A 16,349-nucleotide genomic window follows, 5' to 3' on the forward strand; every position below is an offset into this window, starting at 1 on the left:
CTGCCGCCTCCCCGTGACGGTGAGGTGACGCGCTGCTGCGGGCTCAGAGCGCTGCGGGCTCGGAGGCGCTGCGGGCTCAGACGGCCAGGGCAGTCGCGAGCCGCTCCAGCAGGGCCCGCACGGAGTCCAGGTCGGCGACCCGGTGCTGCGCGGCCGTCGTCCCGGCGCCGACCTTGACCGTGACGTCCTCCCGGCCCAGGGCGGTGAAGGCGTCCTCGTCGGTGACGTCGTCGCCCAGGTAGAGGACGGCGTCGGCGCCCAGCTCGTCGCGCAGCCGGACCAGCGCGGTGCCCTTGTCGGCCGCGGTGAGCGCCAGCTCCATGACGTCCTTGCCGGGCTTGCGGGTGACCTCGGGCTCGGCGGCCGCGTCCGCGGCGGCCAGCAGCGCGCCGGCCGCGTCCCGGTCGGGAACCGTGCGCACGTGCACGGCGACGGCGGCCGGCTTGACCTCCAGCCGCGCCCCGGGCACGCCCTCCACCAGCGGTCCGACAGCCGCGACCAGCCGGTCCCGCGCGGCCAGCACCGCAGGGTCCAGGTCGCCGTCGAACTCGGCGCCGTGGCTGCCCACCCACCGGTAGGGGCCGGTGAAGCCGCTGGTGGCCCGCAGGTCGGCGACGCCGCGGCCGCTGACCAGCGCGACGGTGACACCCTCCGCGCCGGCCAGGCGGGTCAGCAGGTCCGCCGCCCACGGCTCGGGGCCGGCGGCCTGCGGGTCGTCGGCCAGCGCGGACAGCACGCCGTCGTAGTCGCTGGCCAGCAGCAGCGGTCGCCGCAGGGCCAGCACGTCCAGCGCGTCCTCCAGGTGGAGCCCCAGCTCGGTGGTCACGCCTGCGCCTCCAGGGCGTCGAAGAAGGAGTTCGCCCAGTGGTCCAGGTCGTGCTTGAGCAGGTACCGGCGCATCGCCTTCATGGCCTTGGCCGACTCGGCGGGGTCGGCCCGCAGCGCGCGCAGCAGCGCCTTCTTCACGCCGTCCTTGTCGTGCGGGTTGACCAGGTAGGCCTGCTTGAGCTCGGCGGCGGCCCCGGCGAACTCGCTGAGCACCAGGGTGCCGGCGTTGTCGCTGCGGGCGGCGACGTACTCCTTGGCGACCAGGTTCATGCCGTCCCGGTACGGCGTCACCAGCATGACGTCGGCGGCCCGGTACAGGGCGGCGAGCTCCTCGCGCGGCATCGACTGGTTGAAGTAGTGCACGGCCGGCCCCGACGTGGAGCCGAAGACGCCGTTGATGTGGCCGACCTGCTGCTCGATCGTCTCGCGCATCGTCACGTAGTGCTCGACCCGCTCACGGCTGGGCGTGGCCACCTGCATGAAGACCGTGGACGGCGCCTCGACCTGCTCGTCCTCCAGCAGCTCCAGGAAGACCTCGAGCCGGACGCTGATCCCCTTGGTGTAGTCCAGCCGGTCGACCCCCAGCACCATCTTCTCGGGGTTGCCGAGCTCTCGGCGGATCTCTGCGGCCCGCTCCAGCACCGCCGGCGTGCGGGCCAGCTCGTCGAACGCGGCGACGTCGATGGAGATCGGGAAGGCCCGGGCGGTGACGGTGCGCCCGTCGTAGTCGATCGTGCTGCCGCGGGTGGGCAGGTCGTGCAGCCGCTTGGCCAGCTGGACGAAGTTGGTGGCTGCGGCCGGCATCTGGAAGCCGATCAGGTCCGCGCCCAGCAGGCCCTCGACGATCGCGTTGCGCCACGGCAGCTGGGTGAACAGCTCGTAGGGCGGGAACGGGATGTGCAGGAAGAACCCGATCGTCAGGTCCGGGCGCAGCTGGCGCAGCATCGCCGGGACCAGCTGCAGCTGGTAGTCGTGCACCCAGACGATCGCGCCCTCGGCGGCGACCTCGGCGGCCTTCTCGGCGAACCGGCGGTTGACCTGCACGTAGCTGTTCCACCAGGTCCGGTGGTACTCCGGCTTCTCGACCACGTCGTGGTACAGCGGCCACAACGAGGCGTTGGAGAAGCCCTCGTAGTACTGGTCGACGTCGTCCTCGCTCAGCGCGACCGGGACCAGCTGCATCCCACCGGACTCGAAGGGCTCGGGAGCGTCACCGGAGGACCCCGACCAGCCCACCCACGCACCACCGCGCCCGGCCACGAACGGCTCCAGGGCGGTGACCAGGCCGCCGGGGCTGCGGGTCCAGCTGACCGACCCGTCCGGGGCCACCACCTGGTCCACGGGCAGCCGGTTGGCGACGACGACGACGGGGCTCTCGGACTTCTGCTCAGCTGCCATACCGACCCCGACCCTACTGAGCGCCCGCGTCGGTCGCAGGTCAGCGGACGATCACGTACCCGATCGTCGCCGCACCGACGCCCAGCAGCAACGAGCCGGTCAGGTACACCAGCGCCCGGCCGACCCGCCGTCCCTCCACCAGCCGGACGACGTCGTACCCGTAGGTGGAGAAGGTGGTGAGCGTCCCGCAGAAGCCGACGCCGACCAGTGCCACCACCGCGGGGGACAGGTCCCGCGCGCCGACGACGAGGCCCAGCACCAGGCTGCCCACGACGTTCACGACCAGGATCCCCACGACGCTGCCCGCGCCCCGCCACCGCACGGCCAGCCGGTCCGCGGCGAGCCGGACCGGGGCACCGACCAGCGCGCCCAGCACCACCCACAGCGCCGTCACGACCGGCCCTCCCCGGCCTCCGCCACACCGGGACGACCGACCGCCGCCCGCCCCAGGACCAGCCCGACCACCACGGCCGCCAGCCCGCCCACCACGCTGACCAGCAGGTACCCGAGCGCCACCGGCCAGCGGCCGGCGTCGGCGAGCTGGACGGCGTCGACGGCCAGGGCGGAGAACGTCGTGTAGCCGCCGAGCACCCCGGTCGCCAGGAACGGCCGCAGCCACGGGTGCCCCGGCGCCCGGGCCAGCAGCACCGCCAGCAGCAGGCCGATGAGCAGGCAGCCGGTCACGTTCACCGTCACGGTCGCCCACGGCCAGGCGCCCGGACCGTGCGGCAGCCCGCGCCCCACCGCCCACCGGGCCAGCGCCCCCAGGGCACCGCCGGCGGCCACCACCCCGTAGGTCCGCACGGTGCGGCAGCATGCCACCGAGGAGCCCGCGCCCCGCTTCGGCATGGGATCCCCCGCATACCGCTGGACGCGCGCGCCGTATGCGAGGGATCCCATGCCGGGGCGAGGCGGGGCGACACCGCGAGGAGAGGACGGCACCGTGGCCGGACCGTTGCAGGGAGTACGCGTCGTGGAGTTCGCCGGGCTGGGCCCGGGCCCGTTCTGCGGGATGCTGCTGGCCGACCTGGGCGCCGACGTCGTCCGGATCGACCGGCGCAGCGCCTCGACCGGGCTGGTCGGTTCGATGGGGGCGACGTCGCTGCTGGACCGCGGCAAGCGCTCGATCGCCCTGGACCTCAAGGACGACGCCGACCTGACCGTCGTCCGGGCGCTGGTGGAGCGGGCCGACGTGCTGCTGGAGGGCTTCCGGCCCGGCGTCATGGAGCGGCTGGGCCTGGGCCCGGAGCCGGCGCACGCGCTGAACCCGCGGCTGGTCTACGGCCGGATGACCGGCTGGGGCCAGACCGGCCCGCTGGCGCACAGCGCCGGGCACGACATCGGCTACATCGCGCTCACCGGCGCACTGGGCGCCTCCGGGCGGCCCGACGAGCGACCGGCTCCGCCGGTCAACCTGCTCGGCGACTTCGGCGGTGGCGGGGTCTTCCTGGCCCTGGGCGTCGTCGCCGGCGTCCTGCACGCCCGGACGACGGGGCAGGGCCAGGTCGTGGACGCCGCCATCGTCGACGGCACCGCCGTCCTCACCACGATGCTGCACGGGATGCTGGACACCGGGGCGTGGACCGACGCCCGCGGGGTGAACCTGCTCGACACCGGGGCGCCGTTCTACGACGTGTACCGCTGCGCCGACGGGCAGTTCCTGGCCGTCGGCGCGCTGGAGGAGCAGTTCTACGCCGCGCTGCTCACCGGTCTGGGCCTGGCCGACGACGCCACGCTGCCCGACCGGGCGGACCCGGCCGCCTGGCCGGCGCTGCGTGAGCGCTTCACCGAGGTCTTCGCCGGCCGGACCCGGGACGAGTGGTGGCGGGTGTTCGCCGGCACGGACGCGTGCGTGGCGCCGGTCTGGTCACTGCTGGAGGCCACCGCGGACGAGCACAACCGGGAGCGCGGGGTGTTCGTCGAGGTGGAGGGCCGGGTGCAGCCCGCCGTCGCCCCGCGGTTCTCGGCGACCCCGGGGTCGGTGGGGTCGATCCCGGCCGTGGGCGAGCACGACGCCGAGGTCCGGGCCGAGCTGGGCCTGTGAGGGGACACCTGCCGGGCGGCGGATCGGCCACCGCCCGGCAGGGGGTCTCGCGTCGGCCTCAGGCGGGGGAGAGGGCGGCCAGCGCCTTGTCCGCGTGCTTGCCGAACCGGAACTCGCTCTTGAAGACGTCGCGGACCAGTCCGTCGGTCCCGATCACGTAGGTGTGCCGCTTGACCGGCGCCGCGGTCATGTTCCGCTTGGTGCCGTAGGCCTCGCAGACCGCGCCGTCGACGTCGGCCAGCAGCGGGTAGTCGAAGCCGTTGCCCTCGGCGAAGGCCTTCTGCTTCTCCACGGAGTCCCGGCTGACGCCGATGCGCTGGGCGCCGACGGCAGCGAAGCGGGAGGCCTCGTCGCGCACGGTGCACATCTCGGTGGTGCAGCCCGAGGAGGACGCCAGCGGGTAGAAGAAGAGCACCACCGGGCCGTCGGCCAGCATCGTGGACAACCGCCGGGGCGTGCCGTCCTGGTCGGGCAGCTCGAAATCAGGGGCCACGTCACCGCGCTTCATGTCCGGTGTTCGTGCCCGGGCCGAGATCGGTTCAGGTTCCACGTGGAACCGCTGTGCGCGGTCAGCGCAGCGAGCGCTGCTCCTGGTGCGTCCGGGGGCCGACGACGCTGCCGGGCTCCTCGCAGAGCCGCGCGGCCACGTGCTCCCGGGCGGCCTCACCGAGCCGGGCCGACAGCGCCGTCCAGGTGTCGCAGGCCTCCTGGCCGGGCCAGTCGGCGGGCTTGAGCTCCACGGGAAGGAAGGGGTCGCGGCCCACCGCGGCCGTGAACGCGTGCAGCGAGCGCAGGTGGGCGCGCAGCGCGGCGGCACCCGTCGGGCGGGGGGCCTCCAGCTGGGCTCGGAAGCCGGCGGTCAGCTCCCGCCAGCCCGCCGCCAGACCGTCGAGGTCCCAGCAGCGGTGGGCGAGCTCCAGGTCGGTGGCCGGCATGTCGGCGTCGGCCATCTGCGCCCGCAGCACGTCGAGGCGGGCGAAGGGCTCGGTGGCCAGCTCCGCACGGACCTCGTCCAGCGCGGCCTCCTGCGGGGAGATCCACGTCGCCGGGCCCAGCATCCCGAAGCCGTGCCGGCCCAGCGTGCGCCGGACCCGCTCCCGGGTGGCCCGCTCGGTCTCGGGCACCGTGTAGATGACCATCCGCCACAGCCCGTCCCAGGGCTGCAGGCGCTGCTCGAGGCGCTCGGCCGCCCGCATCCGCACGGCCCGGAGCTGGTCGGTGGGCGTGTACAGCGTCTCCCGGCCGCAGCGGCTGGCCGCGAAGACGCCCTCGCGGCGCAGCCCGGCCATCGCGACCCGGGTGGTGGGCTCCGCGACCTCGAGGTCCTCCAGCAGGCCGACGAGGACCTGCAGCCGGACCGGCTCGCGGGTGATCCGGTCGACGTGGGAGTCGAAGAGGTCCCCCACGAGGTCCTTGACGGTCATGTCGTGAGTCTCCCTCACCACCCCCCGCCCGGTCAGCCCTCGGCGCCGGTACGAGACCGTTTCGTAGTCGGAGCGACCGCCGGTGGTCCGGGGCACGCTGGGATGATGACCCGGTGACCACCGCCCGAGGACGCCGATGATCCCGGCTCTGGTGGTCGCCGCGACCGTGGCGGCCCTCGTCGTCGCCGCCCTGGGCGGTCTGTCGACGGTGCTGCGCCGGCGCACCGGGCTGGCCCACCTCGTCGCCGCCGGGGTCCTGCAGCTGGTGCTCCTGGTCCAGCTCGCGTTCGTCCTGGTCGGCCTGGCCCTCGGTGAGCGGCCGCCGGAGACCGCGACGTTCCTCGCCTACCTGTTCAGCGTCGTCCTCGTCCCGGTCGCGGGCGTGCTGTGGTCCCGCTCCGAGCCGACCCGCTGGGCCGGCACCGTGCTGGCCGTCGCCGGCCTCGTGGTCGCGGTCATGGTGTGGCGGCTGCTGCAGCTGTGGGAGGCCACCGGTGCCTGACCGCCTGGGCGCACCCGCCACCGGCCCGGCCGACGGCTCCACCTCCACCGGCCCCGGCCGGGTCCTGGTGGCCCTCTACGGCACCTTCGCCCTGGCCGCGGGTGCCCGTGCCGCCGTCCAGCTGGCCACCCAGTTCGACGAGGCCCCGCTGGCCTACCTGCTGTCCGCGTTCTCCGCCGTGGTCTACCTGGTGGCCACCGTCGGGCTGGCCCGCGGCGGCCGGTCGGGACGCCGCACCGCCGTCGTCGCGTGCCTGGTGGAGCTGGTCGGCGTCCTCGTCGTCGGCACCCTGTCGCTGGCCGACCGGCAGGCCTTCCCCGACGCCACCGTGTGGTCGGGCTTCGGGCAGGGCTACGGCTTCATCCCCCTCGTGCTCCCGCTGCTGGGTCTGCTGTGGCTGCGCCACCTGCGCGAGCTGGACCGGGACGCCGAGTCCGACCGGGACGCCGAGCCGGGCCCGGACGGAGCAGCGGAACGGGAGCGTCCCAGCTGACGCCGTCCCGTGGTGCGCAACAGACACCCCGGATAGGCTGTGTCGGTGCCGCCTGAGCGCGACGACACGCGGGACGACGCCGCGACGATCCCCCCGGAAGCCGCAGCAGTGGTCTCCGGTGCCTCGGCGTCCGCTGACGAAGCCGGTGGTGAGCGCGGCCGGCAGGCCGACATCGTCGGTGCGGCCAACGCCGCCGTCCACTCCACCGAGCACACCGGCCGCAGCGCCACCTCGGCCCTGCCCGGGGTGCTGTCCGACGTCCCGGTCGCCGTGCTGGTCATCGACCAGAACGAGGGCACGGTCGTCTACGCCAACACCGCCGCCGTCGAGTTGGCGGGCAGCGTGGGCCTGCCGCTGCCGATCGACGAGTGGGGCGCCTCGGCCGGCCTGACCGACCTCACCGGCGCCCCGCTGGCCAGCACCAGCAGCCCGCTGTCCGAGGTCGCCGGCGGCCGCCCGGTCGTCGGCGAGGCCGTCCGGCTGCTCCCGCACCGCAGCTCCGACGCCGACCGGGCCGACGCCGCGGACGAGGTCGACGGCCAGACCCTCTGGGTCACCGGCTTCCCGCTCTCCCAGGACGGCGACGGCGACCGGCTGGCCCTCGTGGTCTTCCTGCAGGTCGACGCCGGCGCCTCCGGCGACGACCCGGAGGCCCAGCTGCAGGCCCTCCGGGACCGTGCCGTGGTCGCCACCGACATCTGCTTCACCATCACCGACCCGCGGCAGCCCGACGACCCGCTGGTCTGGGTCAACCCCTCCTTCGGCCGGGTCACCGGCTACTCCTACGAGGACTCGGTGGGCCGCAACTGCCGCTTCCTGCAGGGGCCGGCGACCTCCGAGGCCTCGGTGGCGGCGATCCGGGCGGCCCTGCGCGAGCAGCGGCCGATCACCGAGACGCTGCTGAACTACCGCAAGGACGGCACGGCCTTCTGGAACCAGCTGTCCATCAGCCCGGTCTTCGACGGCCAGGGCGAGCTGGTCAGCTTCGTCGGCGTGCAGACCGACGTCACCGAGCGGGTCCGGGTCGAGGGCGAGCGGGAGGCCGCCTTCGCCGCCGAGCAGGCTGCCCGCCGGGAGGCCGAGACCGCGCAGGCCATCGCCGAGCAGGCCCGCGCCGACGCCGAGCGGGCGCAGGCCGAGGCCGAGATCGCACAGAGCCGGCTGGCCCTGATGGCCGAGGCCACCAGCACCCTGTCGGCGACGCTGGAGATGACCGAGCTGCTGGACCGCCTCGCCGGGCTGTGCGTGCCGCTGCTGGCCGACTGGGTCTTCATCACCCTCGTCGACCCCTACGGCGACGTCCGGGAGACCGCCGCGCGGCACCGGGACGGGATGGCCGAGGAGCTGCGCCAGTTCAGCAACCTGCACGCCATGCACCTGCCCGAGGGCTCCCCGAGCCGGCAGGCACTGGAGGGCTCCAAGCCGGTGCACGTGCCCGAGATGACCGCCGAGCGGATGGGCGCGATCTTCACCCACCCCTCGACCGAGGCGCTGTTCCGCAAGCTGGGCGGCACCTCGGTGCTGACCGTGCCGATGGTCGCCCGCCGCCGCACGCTGGGCGCGATGGCGCTGGTGATGACCAGCACGGACCGGGCCTTCGCCCGCGAGGACGTCGAGCTGGCCGACGACCTGTCCCGCCGCGCCGCGCTGGCCATGGACAACGTGCGGCTCTACCAGCAGGAGCACGAGGTCGCCGAGACCCTGCAGCGCTCCCTGCTGCCGCAGCTGCCGACGATCCCGCGGATCGCCTCGGCCGCGCACTACGTCAGCGCCTCCACCGCCGCCGACGTGGGCGGGGACTTCTACGACCTGCTGCAGCTGCCCGACGGCACCATCGGCATCGCCATCGGCGACGTCGTCGGGCACGACGTGGCCGCAGCGGCCGCGATGGGCCACCTCCGCGGGCTGCTGCGCGCCTGCGTCTGGGAGCCCACCGACCCCGACCCGGGTGCCGTGCTGGGCCGGGTCGACCGGCTGGTGCAGGGCCTGCACGTGGCCTCGATGGCCACGATGGCCTACGTGCGGGCCACCCCGCCCGAGGGCGAGGGCCGGCCGTGGACGTTGAGCGTGGCGAACGCCGGACACCCGCCGCTGCTGCTGCGCCGTCCCGACGGCGGTGTCGACGTGCTCGACGGCGTCAGCGGGCTGCTGGTCGGGGTGGACACCGGGTCCAGCCGGGAGTCCCTGCACCTGGAGGTGCCGGTCGGGTCGACCCTGCTGGGCTACACCGACGGGCTCATCGAGCACCCCGGCGCCGACCTGGACGAGGGCATCGCCACCCTGGTGGAGCGGCTGCGCGCCGCTCCGGTGGGCGCCTCGCCGGCCGACCTCTGCGACCACGCCGTCGCCGCCGAGCTGGACCGCCGCGACGACGTCGCGGTCATCGCCGTCCGCTTCGACTGACCGGCCGCCCTCCGGCCACGGCGGGAGGGCGGGGTCAGACCCCGGGCGGCGGGACGACGGCGGCCTGCAGGCCGTAGGCGCCGCGGTGGAAGACCAGCGGGGTGCGCTCGGCGGTGGCGCCCAGGTCCAGCACCCGGCCCACGACGATGGTGTGGTCCCCGCCGTCGTACTCCGACCACAGCTCGCAGTCGATCCAGGCCACCACGCCGTCGAGCACGGGGGAGCCGTGCGCGCTGGGCGACCAGGTGACCCCGGCGTACTTGTCCGTGCCGGAGCGGGCGAACGCGGAGGACAGCGCGGTCTGGTCGTCGGCGAGCACGTTGACGCAGAACCGGCCGATGTCGCGCAGCCGGGGCCAGGTGGTCGACGTCCGGGCGGGGGCGAAGGCGACCAGCGGCGGGTCCAGGCTCAGCGAGGAGAACGACTGGCAGGTGAAGCCGATGGGGCCGTCCGCGGCGATGGCGGTGACCACGGTGATGCCGGAGGCGAAGTGGCCCAGCACGTCCCGCATCACCCGGGGGTCGACGATCTCGGCCGGCGTCTGCTCGCTCATGCCGTCGATCCCACCACCTCGGGCGGGAACACACCGCGTGGGGCGTTGCGACCTCCGGCACGCAGCAGCGAGCTGGGCAGCTCCCGGCCGACCGCCTCGGCGGTGACCCGGCCGGCCGCGAGCACCGCGTCCAGGTCGATCCCGGTGGCCACGCCGGCGTCCTCGAGCCAGTAGACGAGCTCCTCGGTGGCGATGTTGCCGCTGGCGCCGGGGGCGAACGGGCAGCCGCCCAGCCCGCCCACCGAGGAGTCCAGCTGGGTGACCCCGGCCTGCACGGCGGCCAGCGCGTTGGCCTGCCCGGTGCCGCGGGTGTCGTGGAAGTGCACGCCCAACGGGACGCCGGGGGTGGCCCGGCGGACCTCGTCGAGCAACCGGACCACCCGCAGCGGCGTCGTCGTCCCGATGGTGTCGCCCAGGCACAGGGCGTCGGCGCCGGCGGTCACCGCGGCCCGGGTGACGTCGACGGTGCGGTCCAGCGGGGTGCGCCCGTCGAAGGGGCAGTCCCAGGCCGTCGCGACGATGACCTCCAGGCTGCCGCCGGCGCCGTGCGCCAGGGCCGCGATGTCGGAGACGGCGCCGACGGCCTCGGAGGTGGACCGGCCGGCATTGGCCCGGCTGTGGCTGTCCGCGGCGCTGACCACGTACTCCAGGTCGGCGATGCCGGCGTCCACCGCGCGCTGGGCGCCGCGCGTGTTGGCCACCAGCGCGGAGAAGTGGACGCCCTCGAAGCGGTGCAGCTCGGCGGCCACCTGGTCGGCGTCGGCCAGCGCCGGGACCGCCTTCGGGGAGACGAACGACGTCACCTCGATGCGGCGGACCCCGGTCGCGACCAGCGCCTCCAGCATCGCGAGCTTGGCGGCCAGCGGGACCGGCGCCTCCAGCTGGAGGCCGTCGCGCATGCCGACCTCCCGGACGTCGACGGCCGTGGGCAGCACCAGCTCGAAGTCGTTCACCCCCCGATCATGCACCGCCCACGTTGAACATCCAGGGGGTGCCGAAGCGGTCGGTGCAGGCGCCGTACTCGTCGCCCCACATCTGCTTCTCCAGCGGCGTCTGGACCGTGCCGCCCTCCGACAGCTGCGCCCACCAGCCGCGCAGCTTCTCGGTGTCCGTGCCGCTGATGCACACCGTCATGCCGGCGGCCGCCTCGAAGCCCATGCCGGGGCCGGTGTCGGCGCCCATCAGCCGGATGCCGTCGGGGGTCTCCAGCTGGCCGTGCATGACCCGCTGGGCGTCGGGGCCCTCCATGCCGAACTCGGCGAAGGTGTTGAGCACCAGCTCGCCACCGAGCACGCGCTGGTAGGTCTCCATCGCCTCGCGGGCGGTGCCGTCGAAGGACAGGTAGGGGCACAGGTCGGCGGTCATCGGGCTCTCCTCGGGTCGGGTGTGCAGTGAGGACGCCGCGGACCGCGGGAACTCATCGCACCGGGCCACCGGGGACCAGCGCGGCCGCGTGGAACTCGACCTCCGCGGCCAGCACCGCGGTGTACCAGCGGTCCAGCTGCCCGTCGGTGACCTCCGGGCCCAGCGCGTCGACGTCGGCGGCCAGCGCGTCCACCTGGGTCAGGAACGGCGGCTGCGCGTGCAGGTCGACCCAGGCCTGCAGGTCCGGCTGCCGGGGGACGTCGACGCCGGCGGCCGCGGTGCACCAGCGGGCGTACATCGTCTCCGCGGCGTACATGCCGACCACGGCGGCGGCCCGGCCGCCCTCGGCGACCTGGGCGAGCACGACGTCGGCGAGCACCGCGGCCCGGGCCAGCACCGCCGGGGCCTCACCGGCGTCGACCGGGAACCGGCCGCGCAGCCCGGCGAAGTACTCCCGCTGGTCGGTGACCAGGTTGGTCAGCGACCGGGCGTGCGGCAGCAGCTCCTCCCAGGTCGGGGACTCCCAGACCACCCGGCCCAGCACCCGGGAGGCGGTGAGCACGAAGGCCTCCTCGACGAGCAGGTACCGGCCCAGGTCTGCCTCGGCCAGCGTCCCGTCGGTCACCTGCCGCACGAAGGGGATGCCGCAGGCCGCGTCCAGGGCGGCGGCCTGCCGCTCCAGCAGCGCCGCCGCCCGGCCGGTCACGCCCGGACCAGCCAGCGCACCAGCCCGTCGAACAGGTCCGTGTAGCCCGGCCACTGCTCGCAGAACGCCGGCGGCGCCCAGTGCGGGGAGCAGTCGGAGGTGAAGACGCCGGCCCGGCCCGAGCCGTAGGCGTCCACCGCGACCAGCGGGTCGTCCCCCACGAGCGCGGGGACGACGGCGCCGGGACGGGCCACCACCCGGTTGTAGCCCAGCAGCAGGGGCCAGTCCGCGCCGGCCCCGCCCAGGGCCGGATGGTCGGCGTCGACGACGGTCGGGGTGACCCCGGCCGGGGCCTCCACCCGGTCGTCCTCGGGCAGCATCTCCACCGGCAGCACCTCGGCGATGGCGGTCTGCCGGAAGGCAGCGCGGGCCTGGAACCCGGAGAAGGACAGGTAGCCGCCGATCATCAGCAGCGCCCCGCCGGCCCCGACCCAGTCGCGCAGCGCGGCGAGCCGGTCGGCGCCCGGGGTGAACCGCTCGAAGACCTGGGGGGCCAGCTGGATGGAGTTGGCGCCGATGTCGGAGAGCACGACGAGGTCGTAGGCGTCCAGCGCCGCGGCGTCGTCGGGGAAGTCGGTGGGCACCAGGTGCGCGGGCAGGTGCACCACCTCGTGCCCGCGGGAGGTGAGGGCGTCGCGCAGCGGGCCGACACCCTCCACGTAGGAGTGCACGGAGAACTCGTCGACGCCCTTCACGTGCGTCGAGGTCGTCATCCAGCTCTCACCGGCGATCAGGATCCGGGCCACGTCAGCGTCCTCTCGATGCGCGCTCGAAGAGCGCGCGGGGGTTGGCGGTCATCAGGTCGGTCACCGTGGCCTCGGCCAGCCCGCTGCGGCGCAGCCGGTCGGCGAAGACGACGGGGACGTAGGCCAGCCCGTTGCCGCCGAAGCGGCTGAGCATGGCCTTGAGGAACAGGTCGTGGGACAGCAGCAGCCGGTCGCCGTGCCCGGCGTGCACCAGGGCGACGACGGCGGCGGCGGTCTCGGTGGGGGAGGGCGACTGGCCCTCACCGGGGTAGTCGAAGGGCATGCCGACCATGTCGAACTCCAGCACCGGGCCGCGGTCGGCGACCGCCCGCTGGTAGTCCCGGTCGGCCCCCGAGGGGTCCATGTGGCACAGCACGACGGCGCCGGGGTCGACGCCCTCGGAGTCCAGGACGACGTCGAGCACCTCGTGCGCCCGCCGCTGCCAGCCGGGCAGGTGCACGAAGAGCGGCACGCCGACCTCGCGCTGGGCCCGGCAAGCGGCCCGCAGCGCCGTCCGCTCGTCGTCGGTGAAGGCGGGGGAAACCCCGATCTCGCCGATGACGCCGGGGCGGACGGCGTGGTCGGAGCGGAACTCGGCCACCAGCTCGGCAGCCAGCTCGTCGGGGGTGGAGGTGGCCACGTGCGGCGGGTGGGTGGCCTGCAGGTACCAGCCCGAGCCCATCACCACCTGCACGCCGGTCTGCCGGGCCAGCTCCAGCAGCCTGCCCGGGTGCCGGCCGATCCCCGGCGGGGTCAGGTCCACGACGGTGCGGCCGCCGACCGCGGCGAACGTGGTCAGGTCCGCGGCCATCGCGGCGGCGTCGTCCAGCCGGCAGTTGTCGGCGTTCTCGTAGGGGTGGTCGGCCAGCAGCCAGGCCAGGTCGGCCGACACCGGGGCGTCCAGCAGCTCGCGCAGCCGGGGGTCCGGCGAGGGCCGGTAGGCCACCGCGTTGTCGTTGACCAGGTGCTCGTGCGGCAGCACCAGCCCCAGGTCGGCTGCGTCGACGTCGCCGGTGACGGTCCGGACGGTGGTGGGGGTGGTCATGTCCGCCGGGTGAGCCGCTGGACCAGGTACCCCAGGTCCTTGCCGCGCAGGTTGATCCACACGACCAGGACCAGCACGGCGCCGGTGATGATCGGGGTCAGGTAGGGGCTGACCGACAGCAGCGTCAGCCCGTTGGCGATCACCCCGGTCAGCAGGGCGCCGATCATCGTGCCGACGATGGTGCCGCGGCCGCCCAGCAGGCTGGTGCCGCCCAGCACGACGGCGGCGATGACGGTGAGCTCGAAGCCCTGGGCGCTGTTGGCCGAGCCGGAGCCCAGGCGGGCCGCGATGAGCAGCCCGGCCAGTCCCGCGGCCAGCCCGGAGAAGCCGAGGGCGGCCATCGTCACCAGCTTCACGTTCACCCCGGCCCGGCGCACCGACTCCTGGGCGGCGCCGATCCCGATCACGTACTGGCCGAAGCGGGTGTGGTGCAGCAGCACGATGCCCAGCACGACGACGACCAGCGCGATCCAGGCGGTCGCCGAGAAGCCCAGCCAGCGGGCGGTGCCCAGCCGCGCCACGAAGGTGGTGGAGGCGATCGGGACGGAGAAGCCCTCGGTCTGGAACAGCGCGAGCCCGCGGACCACCGACAGCGTGGCGAGGGTGACGATGAAGGCCGGGATGCCCTGGTAGGCGGTGAACCAGCCGTTCACCAGCCCCCAGCCCAGCCCCATCAGCAACGCGGCGACGACGACCAGCGAGGAGTCCCAGCCGCTGAGCAGCAGCTGTGCGGAGATCGCGGCGACGAAGGCGACGATCGACCCGACGGACAGGTCGATCTGCCCGGCGGTGATCACGAACGTCATCGCGACGCCGACGATCAGCACCGGGCCCACCTGGGTGGCCAGGTTGGAGATGTTGGCGAAGGTCAGGAAGTTCTCGTCGGCGACGGCGAAGAAGACGACGACCGCCAGCGTCACCGCGGCCATGACCAGGGTGGCCTTGTTGGTGCGCTCCCAGAAGGAGCGCTGGGCGGCCAGCCGCTGCACCGTGGGTGCAGGGCCGGCCCCGGCGGCGGGGGTCTCGGTGGTGGTCATGCCCGGCTCCCCTCGATGCGGGTCTGCTGCGGTGTGCGGGTGATGAGGCCGACCAGCTTCTCGATGTCCAGGTCGGCGATGGCCGCGTCGTCGACGCTCTGGCCCTCGTACATCACGGTGATCCGGTCGCAGACCCGGAACAGGTCCTGCAGCCGGTGGGTGATGAGGATGACGCCGACGCCCTGGGCGGCGACGTCCCCGATGAGCTTGAGGACCGACTCCACCTCGGCGACGGCCAGCGCCGCGGTCGGCTCGTCGAGGATCAGCACGTCGGGGGCGAAGGACACCGCCCGGGCGATGGCGACGGTCTGCCGCTGACCGCCCGACAGCGTGCCGATCTCCTGGTGGGTGCTCGTCACCTTCACGTGCAGGTCGGCCAGGATCCGGGCCGCCTTCTCGTGCATGGTCTTCCGGTCGATGAACGGGCCGCGGCGCGGCTCCCGGCCCAGGAAGAGGTTGCTGGCGACGTCGAGGGTGTCGCACAGCGCCAGGTCCTGGTAGACGATGCCGATCTTCTCGGCCTGGGCGTCGGCGGGGGTGCTGAAGCGCACCGGCTTCCCGTGCACCCGGATCTCGCCCTCGTCGTGCTGGACCGCGCCGGCCAGCACCTTCATCAGCGTGGACTTGCCGGCGCCGTTGTCGCCCACGAGGCCGAGGACCTCCCCGCGTCGCAGGGTCAGGTCGACGCCGCGCAGGGACTTCACCGGCCCGTAGGACTTGGTGATCCCGGCCAGCTCGACGAGCAGGTCGGCGGGGAGGTCTGGGCTCATGTCGGTCAGTCCTCCAGGTAGAAGGTGTAGTCGTCCACGTTGTCCGGGGTCACGATCTCCGTGGGCACCGGCTGGTCGGCCTCGACCGGGTTGCCGCAGGCCAGGTCGATCGCGGCGGCCGCGGCGCGGTAGCCGAACTCGAAGGTCTGCTGCTGCACGACGCCGGTGATCCAGCCGTCGCGCAGGCCCTGCACGGCCGGGTCGGACAGGTCCCAGCCGACGACGTCGACCCGGTCCTGGGCGCCCTGGCCGCGGACGGCCGCGGCCAGCCCGATCAGCGCGGGCTCGCCGGTGGCGTAGACGTAGGCCAGGTCCGGGTTGCCGGTGAGCAGGTTCTCCGCGGCGGTCTGGGCGGTCTCCTGCACGTTCTTGCCGTCGACGACGGTGCCCACGGTCATCCCGCCGGCGGTGACGACGTCCTCGAAGCCCTGCTGGCGCTCCAGCTGGATCGTCGAGTTCAGCGCACTGACGATGCCGACCTCGCCCTCCCCGCCGGACTGTTCCAGCAGCGCCTCGGCCATCAGCGCACCGCCCTCGGAGTTGGCGGTGCCCACCTGGGCGTCGATGGAGGGGTCGTCGATGATCGCGTCGACGGCGACCACCGGGATGCCGGCGGCGTCGGCGGCCTGCACGGAGGGCTTGATGCCCTCGGTGTCGATGGCGGCGACGATGATCGCGTCCACCCCGTCGGCGACCAGGGTGTCGATCGCGTTGGCCTGGGTCACCGAGTCGTCGTTGCCGCTGATGATCTGCAGGTCGACGCCCTGCTCCTCGGCCATCGCCTGCGCGGCGGCGTTGATCTGGTTGAAGAACAGCGCCTGCAGGTTGATGGTCACCAGGCCGATCTGCAGCGGGCCGTCGGCGGGCTCCGCGCAGCCGACGGGCTGTGCGCTGGGGGCCGGCAGCTCACTGGGTGCCTGGCTGCCGGGGGCGGCGTCCGAGCTGGGGGCGGCGCTGTCGCACGCGGCGAGAGCGAGCAGGCAGGCGCCTGCGGTGAGGGCGAGAGAGCGCTTCACGGGGTCTCCTCGGGGTGGG

At 74.2% G+C, this 16,349-nt stretch carries 19 protein-coding genes; 4 read left to right on the plus strand and 15 right to left on the minus strand.

The genetic code is table 11. From position 1 onward, the window contains the following. Positions 1 to 76 precede the first annotated feature (76 nt). Genes otsB through crcB form a run of 4 tightly spaced genes read right to left on the minus strand, consistent with a single transcriptional unit; the run spans position 77 to position 3,030 of the window. On the minus strand, positions 77 to 826 hold the full coding sequence (otsB, locus tag ASG41_RS14230; protein WP_056295957.1) for a trehalose-phosphatase: 750 nt from the start codon (positions 824 to 826) through the stop codon (positions 77 to 79). After that, positions 823 to 2,226: a trehalose-6-phosphate synthase gene (locus ASG41_RS14235; protein ID WP_056295961.1), complete on the minus strand. Its 1,404-nt coding sequence runs from the start codon at positions 2,224 to 2,226 to the stop codon at positions 823 to 825. The genes otsB and ASG41_RS14235 overlap by 4 nt, the downstream gene beginning before the upstream one ends. Positions 2,227 to 2,266: 40 nt before the next feature. Beyond that, entirely contained in the window at positions 2,267 to 2,620 is a 354-nt protein-coding gene (locus ASG41_RS14240) for a CrcB family protein (RefSeq protein ID WP_056295964.1), read from the minus strand. After that, entirely contained in the window at positions 2,617 to 3,030 is a 414-nt protein-coding gene (gene crcB / locus ASG41_RS14245) for a fluoride efflux transporter CrcB (RefSeq protein WP_235564800.1), read from the minus strand. The genes ASG41_RS14240 and crcB overlap by 4 nt, the downstream gene beginning before the upstream one ends. A gap of 139 nt (positions 3,031 to 3,169) precedes the next feature. Between crcB and ASG41_RS14250 the strand changes: the two genes are divergently transcribed. Next, on the plus strand, positions 3,170 to 4,270 hold the full coding sequence (locus ASG41_RS14250) for a CaiB/BaiF CoA-transferase family protein (RefSeq protein WP_235564801.1): 1,101 nt from the start codon (positions 3,170 to 3,172) through the stop codon (positions 4,268 to 4,270). 58 nt (positions 4,271 to 4,328) lie between these two features. On the opposite strand, the gene ASG41_RS14255 is transcribed toward ASG41_RS14250, so the two are convergent. Both ASG41_RS14255 and ASG41_RS14260 read right to left on the minus strand, forming a co-directional pair. Further along, positions 4,329 to 4,820, minus strand: coding sequence for a peroxiredoxin (locus tag ASG41_RS14255; RefSeq protein WP_304438030.1), 492 nt, complete (start codon positions 4,818 to 4,820; stop codon positions 4,329 to 4,331). 19 nt (positions 4,821 to 4,839) lie between these two features. Continuing rightward, positions 4,840 to 5,694 (minus strand): PaaX family transcriptional regulator C-terminal domain-containing protein, encoded by an 855-nt coding sequence (locus tag ASG41_RS14260; RefSeq protein WP_056295971.1) that lies wholly within the window; start codon positions 5,692 to 5,694, stop codon positions 4,840 to 4,842. Between the two features lie 136 nt (positions 5,695 to 5,830). On the opposite strand from ASG41_RS14260, the gene ASG41_RS14265 reads away from it, so the two are divergent. The 3 genes from ASG41_RS14265 to ASG41_RS14275 are packed head-to-tail and all read left to right on the plus strand — an operon-like array spanning position 5,831 to position 9,092. Next, entirely contained in the window at positions 5,831 to 6,196 is a 366-nt protein-coding gene (locus tag ASG41_RS14265) for a hypothetical protein (protein WP_056295974.1), read from the plus strand. Beyond that, positions 6,189 to 6,689, plus strand: a complete 501-nt coding sequence (locus tag ASG41_RS14270; protein WP_235564802.1) for a hypothetical protein — start codon at positions 6,189 to 6,191, stop codon at positions 6,687 to 6,689. Before ASG41_RS14265 ends, ASG41_RS14270 begins: the two co-directional genes overlap by 8 nt. 45 nt (positions 6,690 to 6,734) lie before the next feature. Next, entirely contained in the window at positions 6,735 to 9,092 is a 2,358-nt protein-coding gene (locus ASG41_RS14275; RefSeq protein WP_056296663.1) for a GAF domain-containing SpoIIE family protein phosphatase, read from the plus strand. A 34-nt stretch (positions 9,093 to 9,126) separates the two neighbouring features. On the opposite strand, the gene ASG41_RS14280 is transcribed toward ASG41_RS14275, so the two are convergent. From ASG41_RS14280 to ASG41_RS14320, 9 genes are read right to left on the minus strand one after another with little or no spacing between them, the layout of a single operon-like run. Beyond that, positions 9,127 to 9,645, minus strand: a complete 519-nt coding sequence (locus ASG41_RS14280) for a flavin reductase family protein (protein ID WP_056295977.1) — start codon at positions 9,643 to 9,645, stop codon at positions 9,127 to 9,129. Continuing rightward, positions 9,642 to 10,598, minus strand: a complete 957-nt coding sequence (locus ASG41_RS14285) for a hydroxymethylglutaryl-CoA lyase (protein ID WP_157519422.1) — start codon at positions 10,596 to 10,598, stop codon at positions 9,642 to 9,644. Before ASG41_RS14285 ends, ASG41_RS14280 begins: the two co-directional genes overlap by 4 nt. Before the next feature lie 7 nt (positions 10,599 to 10,605). Continuing rightward, positions 10,606 to 11,010: a VOC family protein gene (locus ASG41_RS14290; protein WP_056296669.1), complete on the minus strand. Its 405-nt coding sequence runs from the start codon at positions 11,008 to 11,010 to the stop codon at positions 10,606 to 10,608. Positions 11,011 to 11,062: 52 nt separating this feature from the next. Beyond that, on the minus strand, positions 11,063 to 11,716 hold the full coding sequence (locus tag ASG41_RS14295) for a TenA family protein (protein WP_056295981.1): 654 nt from the start codon (positions 11,714 to 11,716) through the stop codon (positions 11,063 to 11,065). Further along, positions 11,713 to 12,462, minus strand: coding sequence for a glutamine amidotransferase (locus tag ASG41_RS14300; RefSeq protein ID WP_082556937.1), 750 nt, complete (start codon positions 12,460 to 12,462; stop codon positions 11,713 to 11,715). The genes ASG41_RS14295 and ASG41_RS14300 overlap by 4 nt, the downstream gene beginning before the upstream one ends. Position 12,463: 1 nt before the next feature. Then, complete coding sequence (locus tag ASG41_RS14305; RefSeq protein ID WP_056295984.1) at positions 12,464 to 13,507, minus strand: phosphotriesterase; 1,044 nt, start codon at positions 13,505 to 13,507, stop codon at positions 12,464 to 12,466. Further along, entirely contained in the window at positions 13,504 to 14,544 is a 1,041-nt protein-coding gene (locus ASG41_RS14310; protein WP_056295987.1) for an ABC transporter permease, read from the minus strand. The genes ASG41_RS14305 and ASG41_RS14310 overlap by 4 nt, the downstream gene beginning before the upstream one ends. Beyond that, complete coding sequence (locus tag ASG41_RS14315; RefSeq protein ID WP_056295990.1) at positions 14,541 to 15,314, minus strand: ATP-binding cassette domain-containing protein; 774 nt, start codon at positions 15,312 to 15,314, stop codon at positions 14,541 to 14,543. The genes ASG41_RS14310 and ASG41_RS14315 overlap by 4 nt, the downstream gene beginning before the upstream one ends. Positions 15,315 to 15,319: 5 nt before the next feature. Continuing rightward, positions 15,320 to 16,330, minus strand: a complete 1,011-nt coding sequence (locus ASG41_RS14320; protein WP_056295994.1) for a substrate-binding domain-containing protein — start codon at positions 16,328 to 16,330, stop codon at positions 15,320 to 15,322. Positions 16,331 to 16,349: the final 19 nt, after the last annotated feature.

Origin of the sequence: Modestobacter sp. Leaf380 (assembly GCF_001424485.1) — a bacterium.
Taxonomy (GTDB): Bacteria; Actinomycetota; Actinomycetes; order Mycobacteriales; family Geodermatophilaceae; genus Klenkia.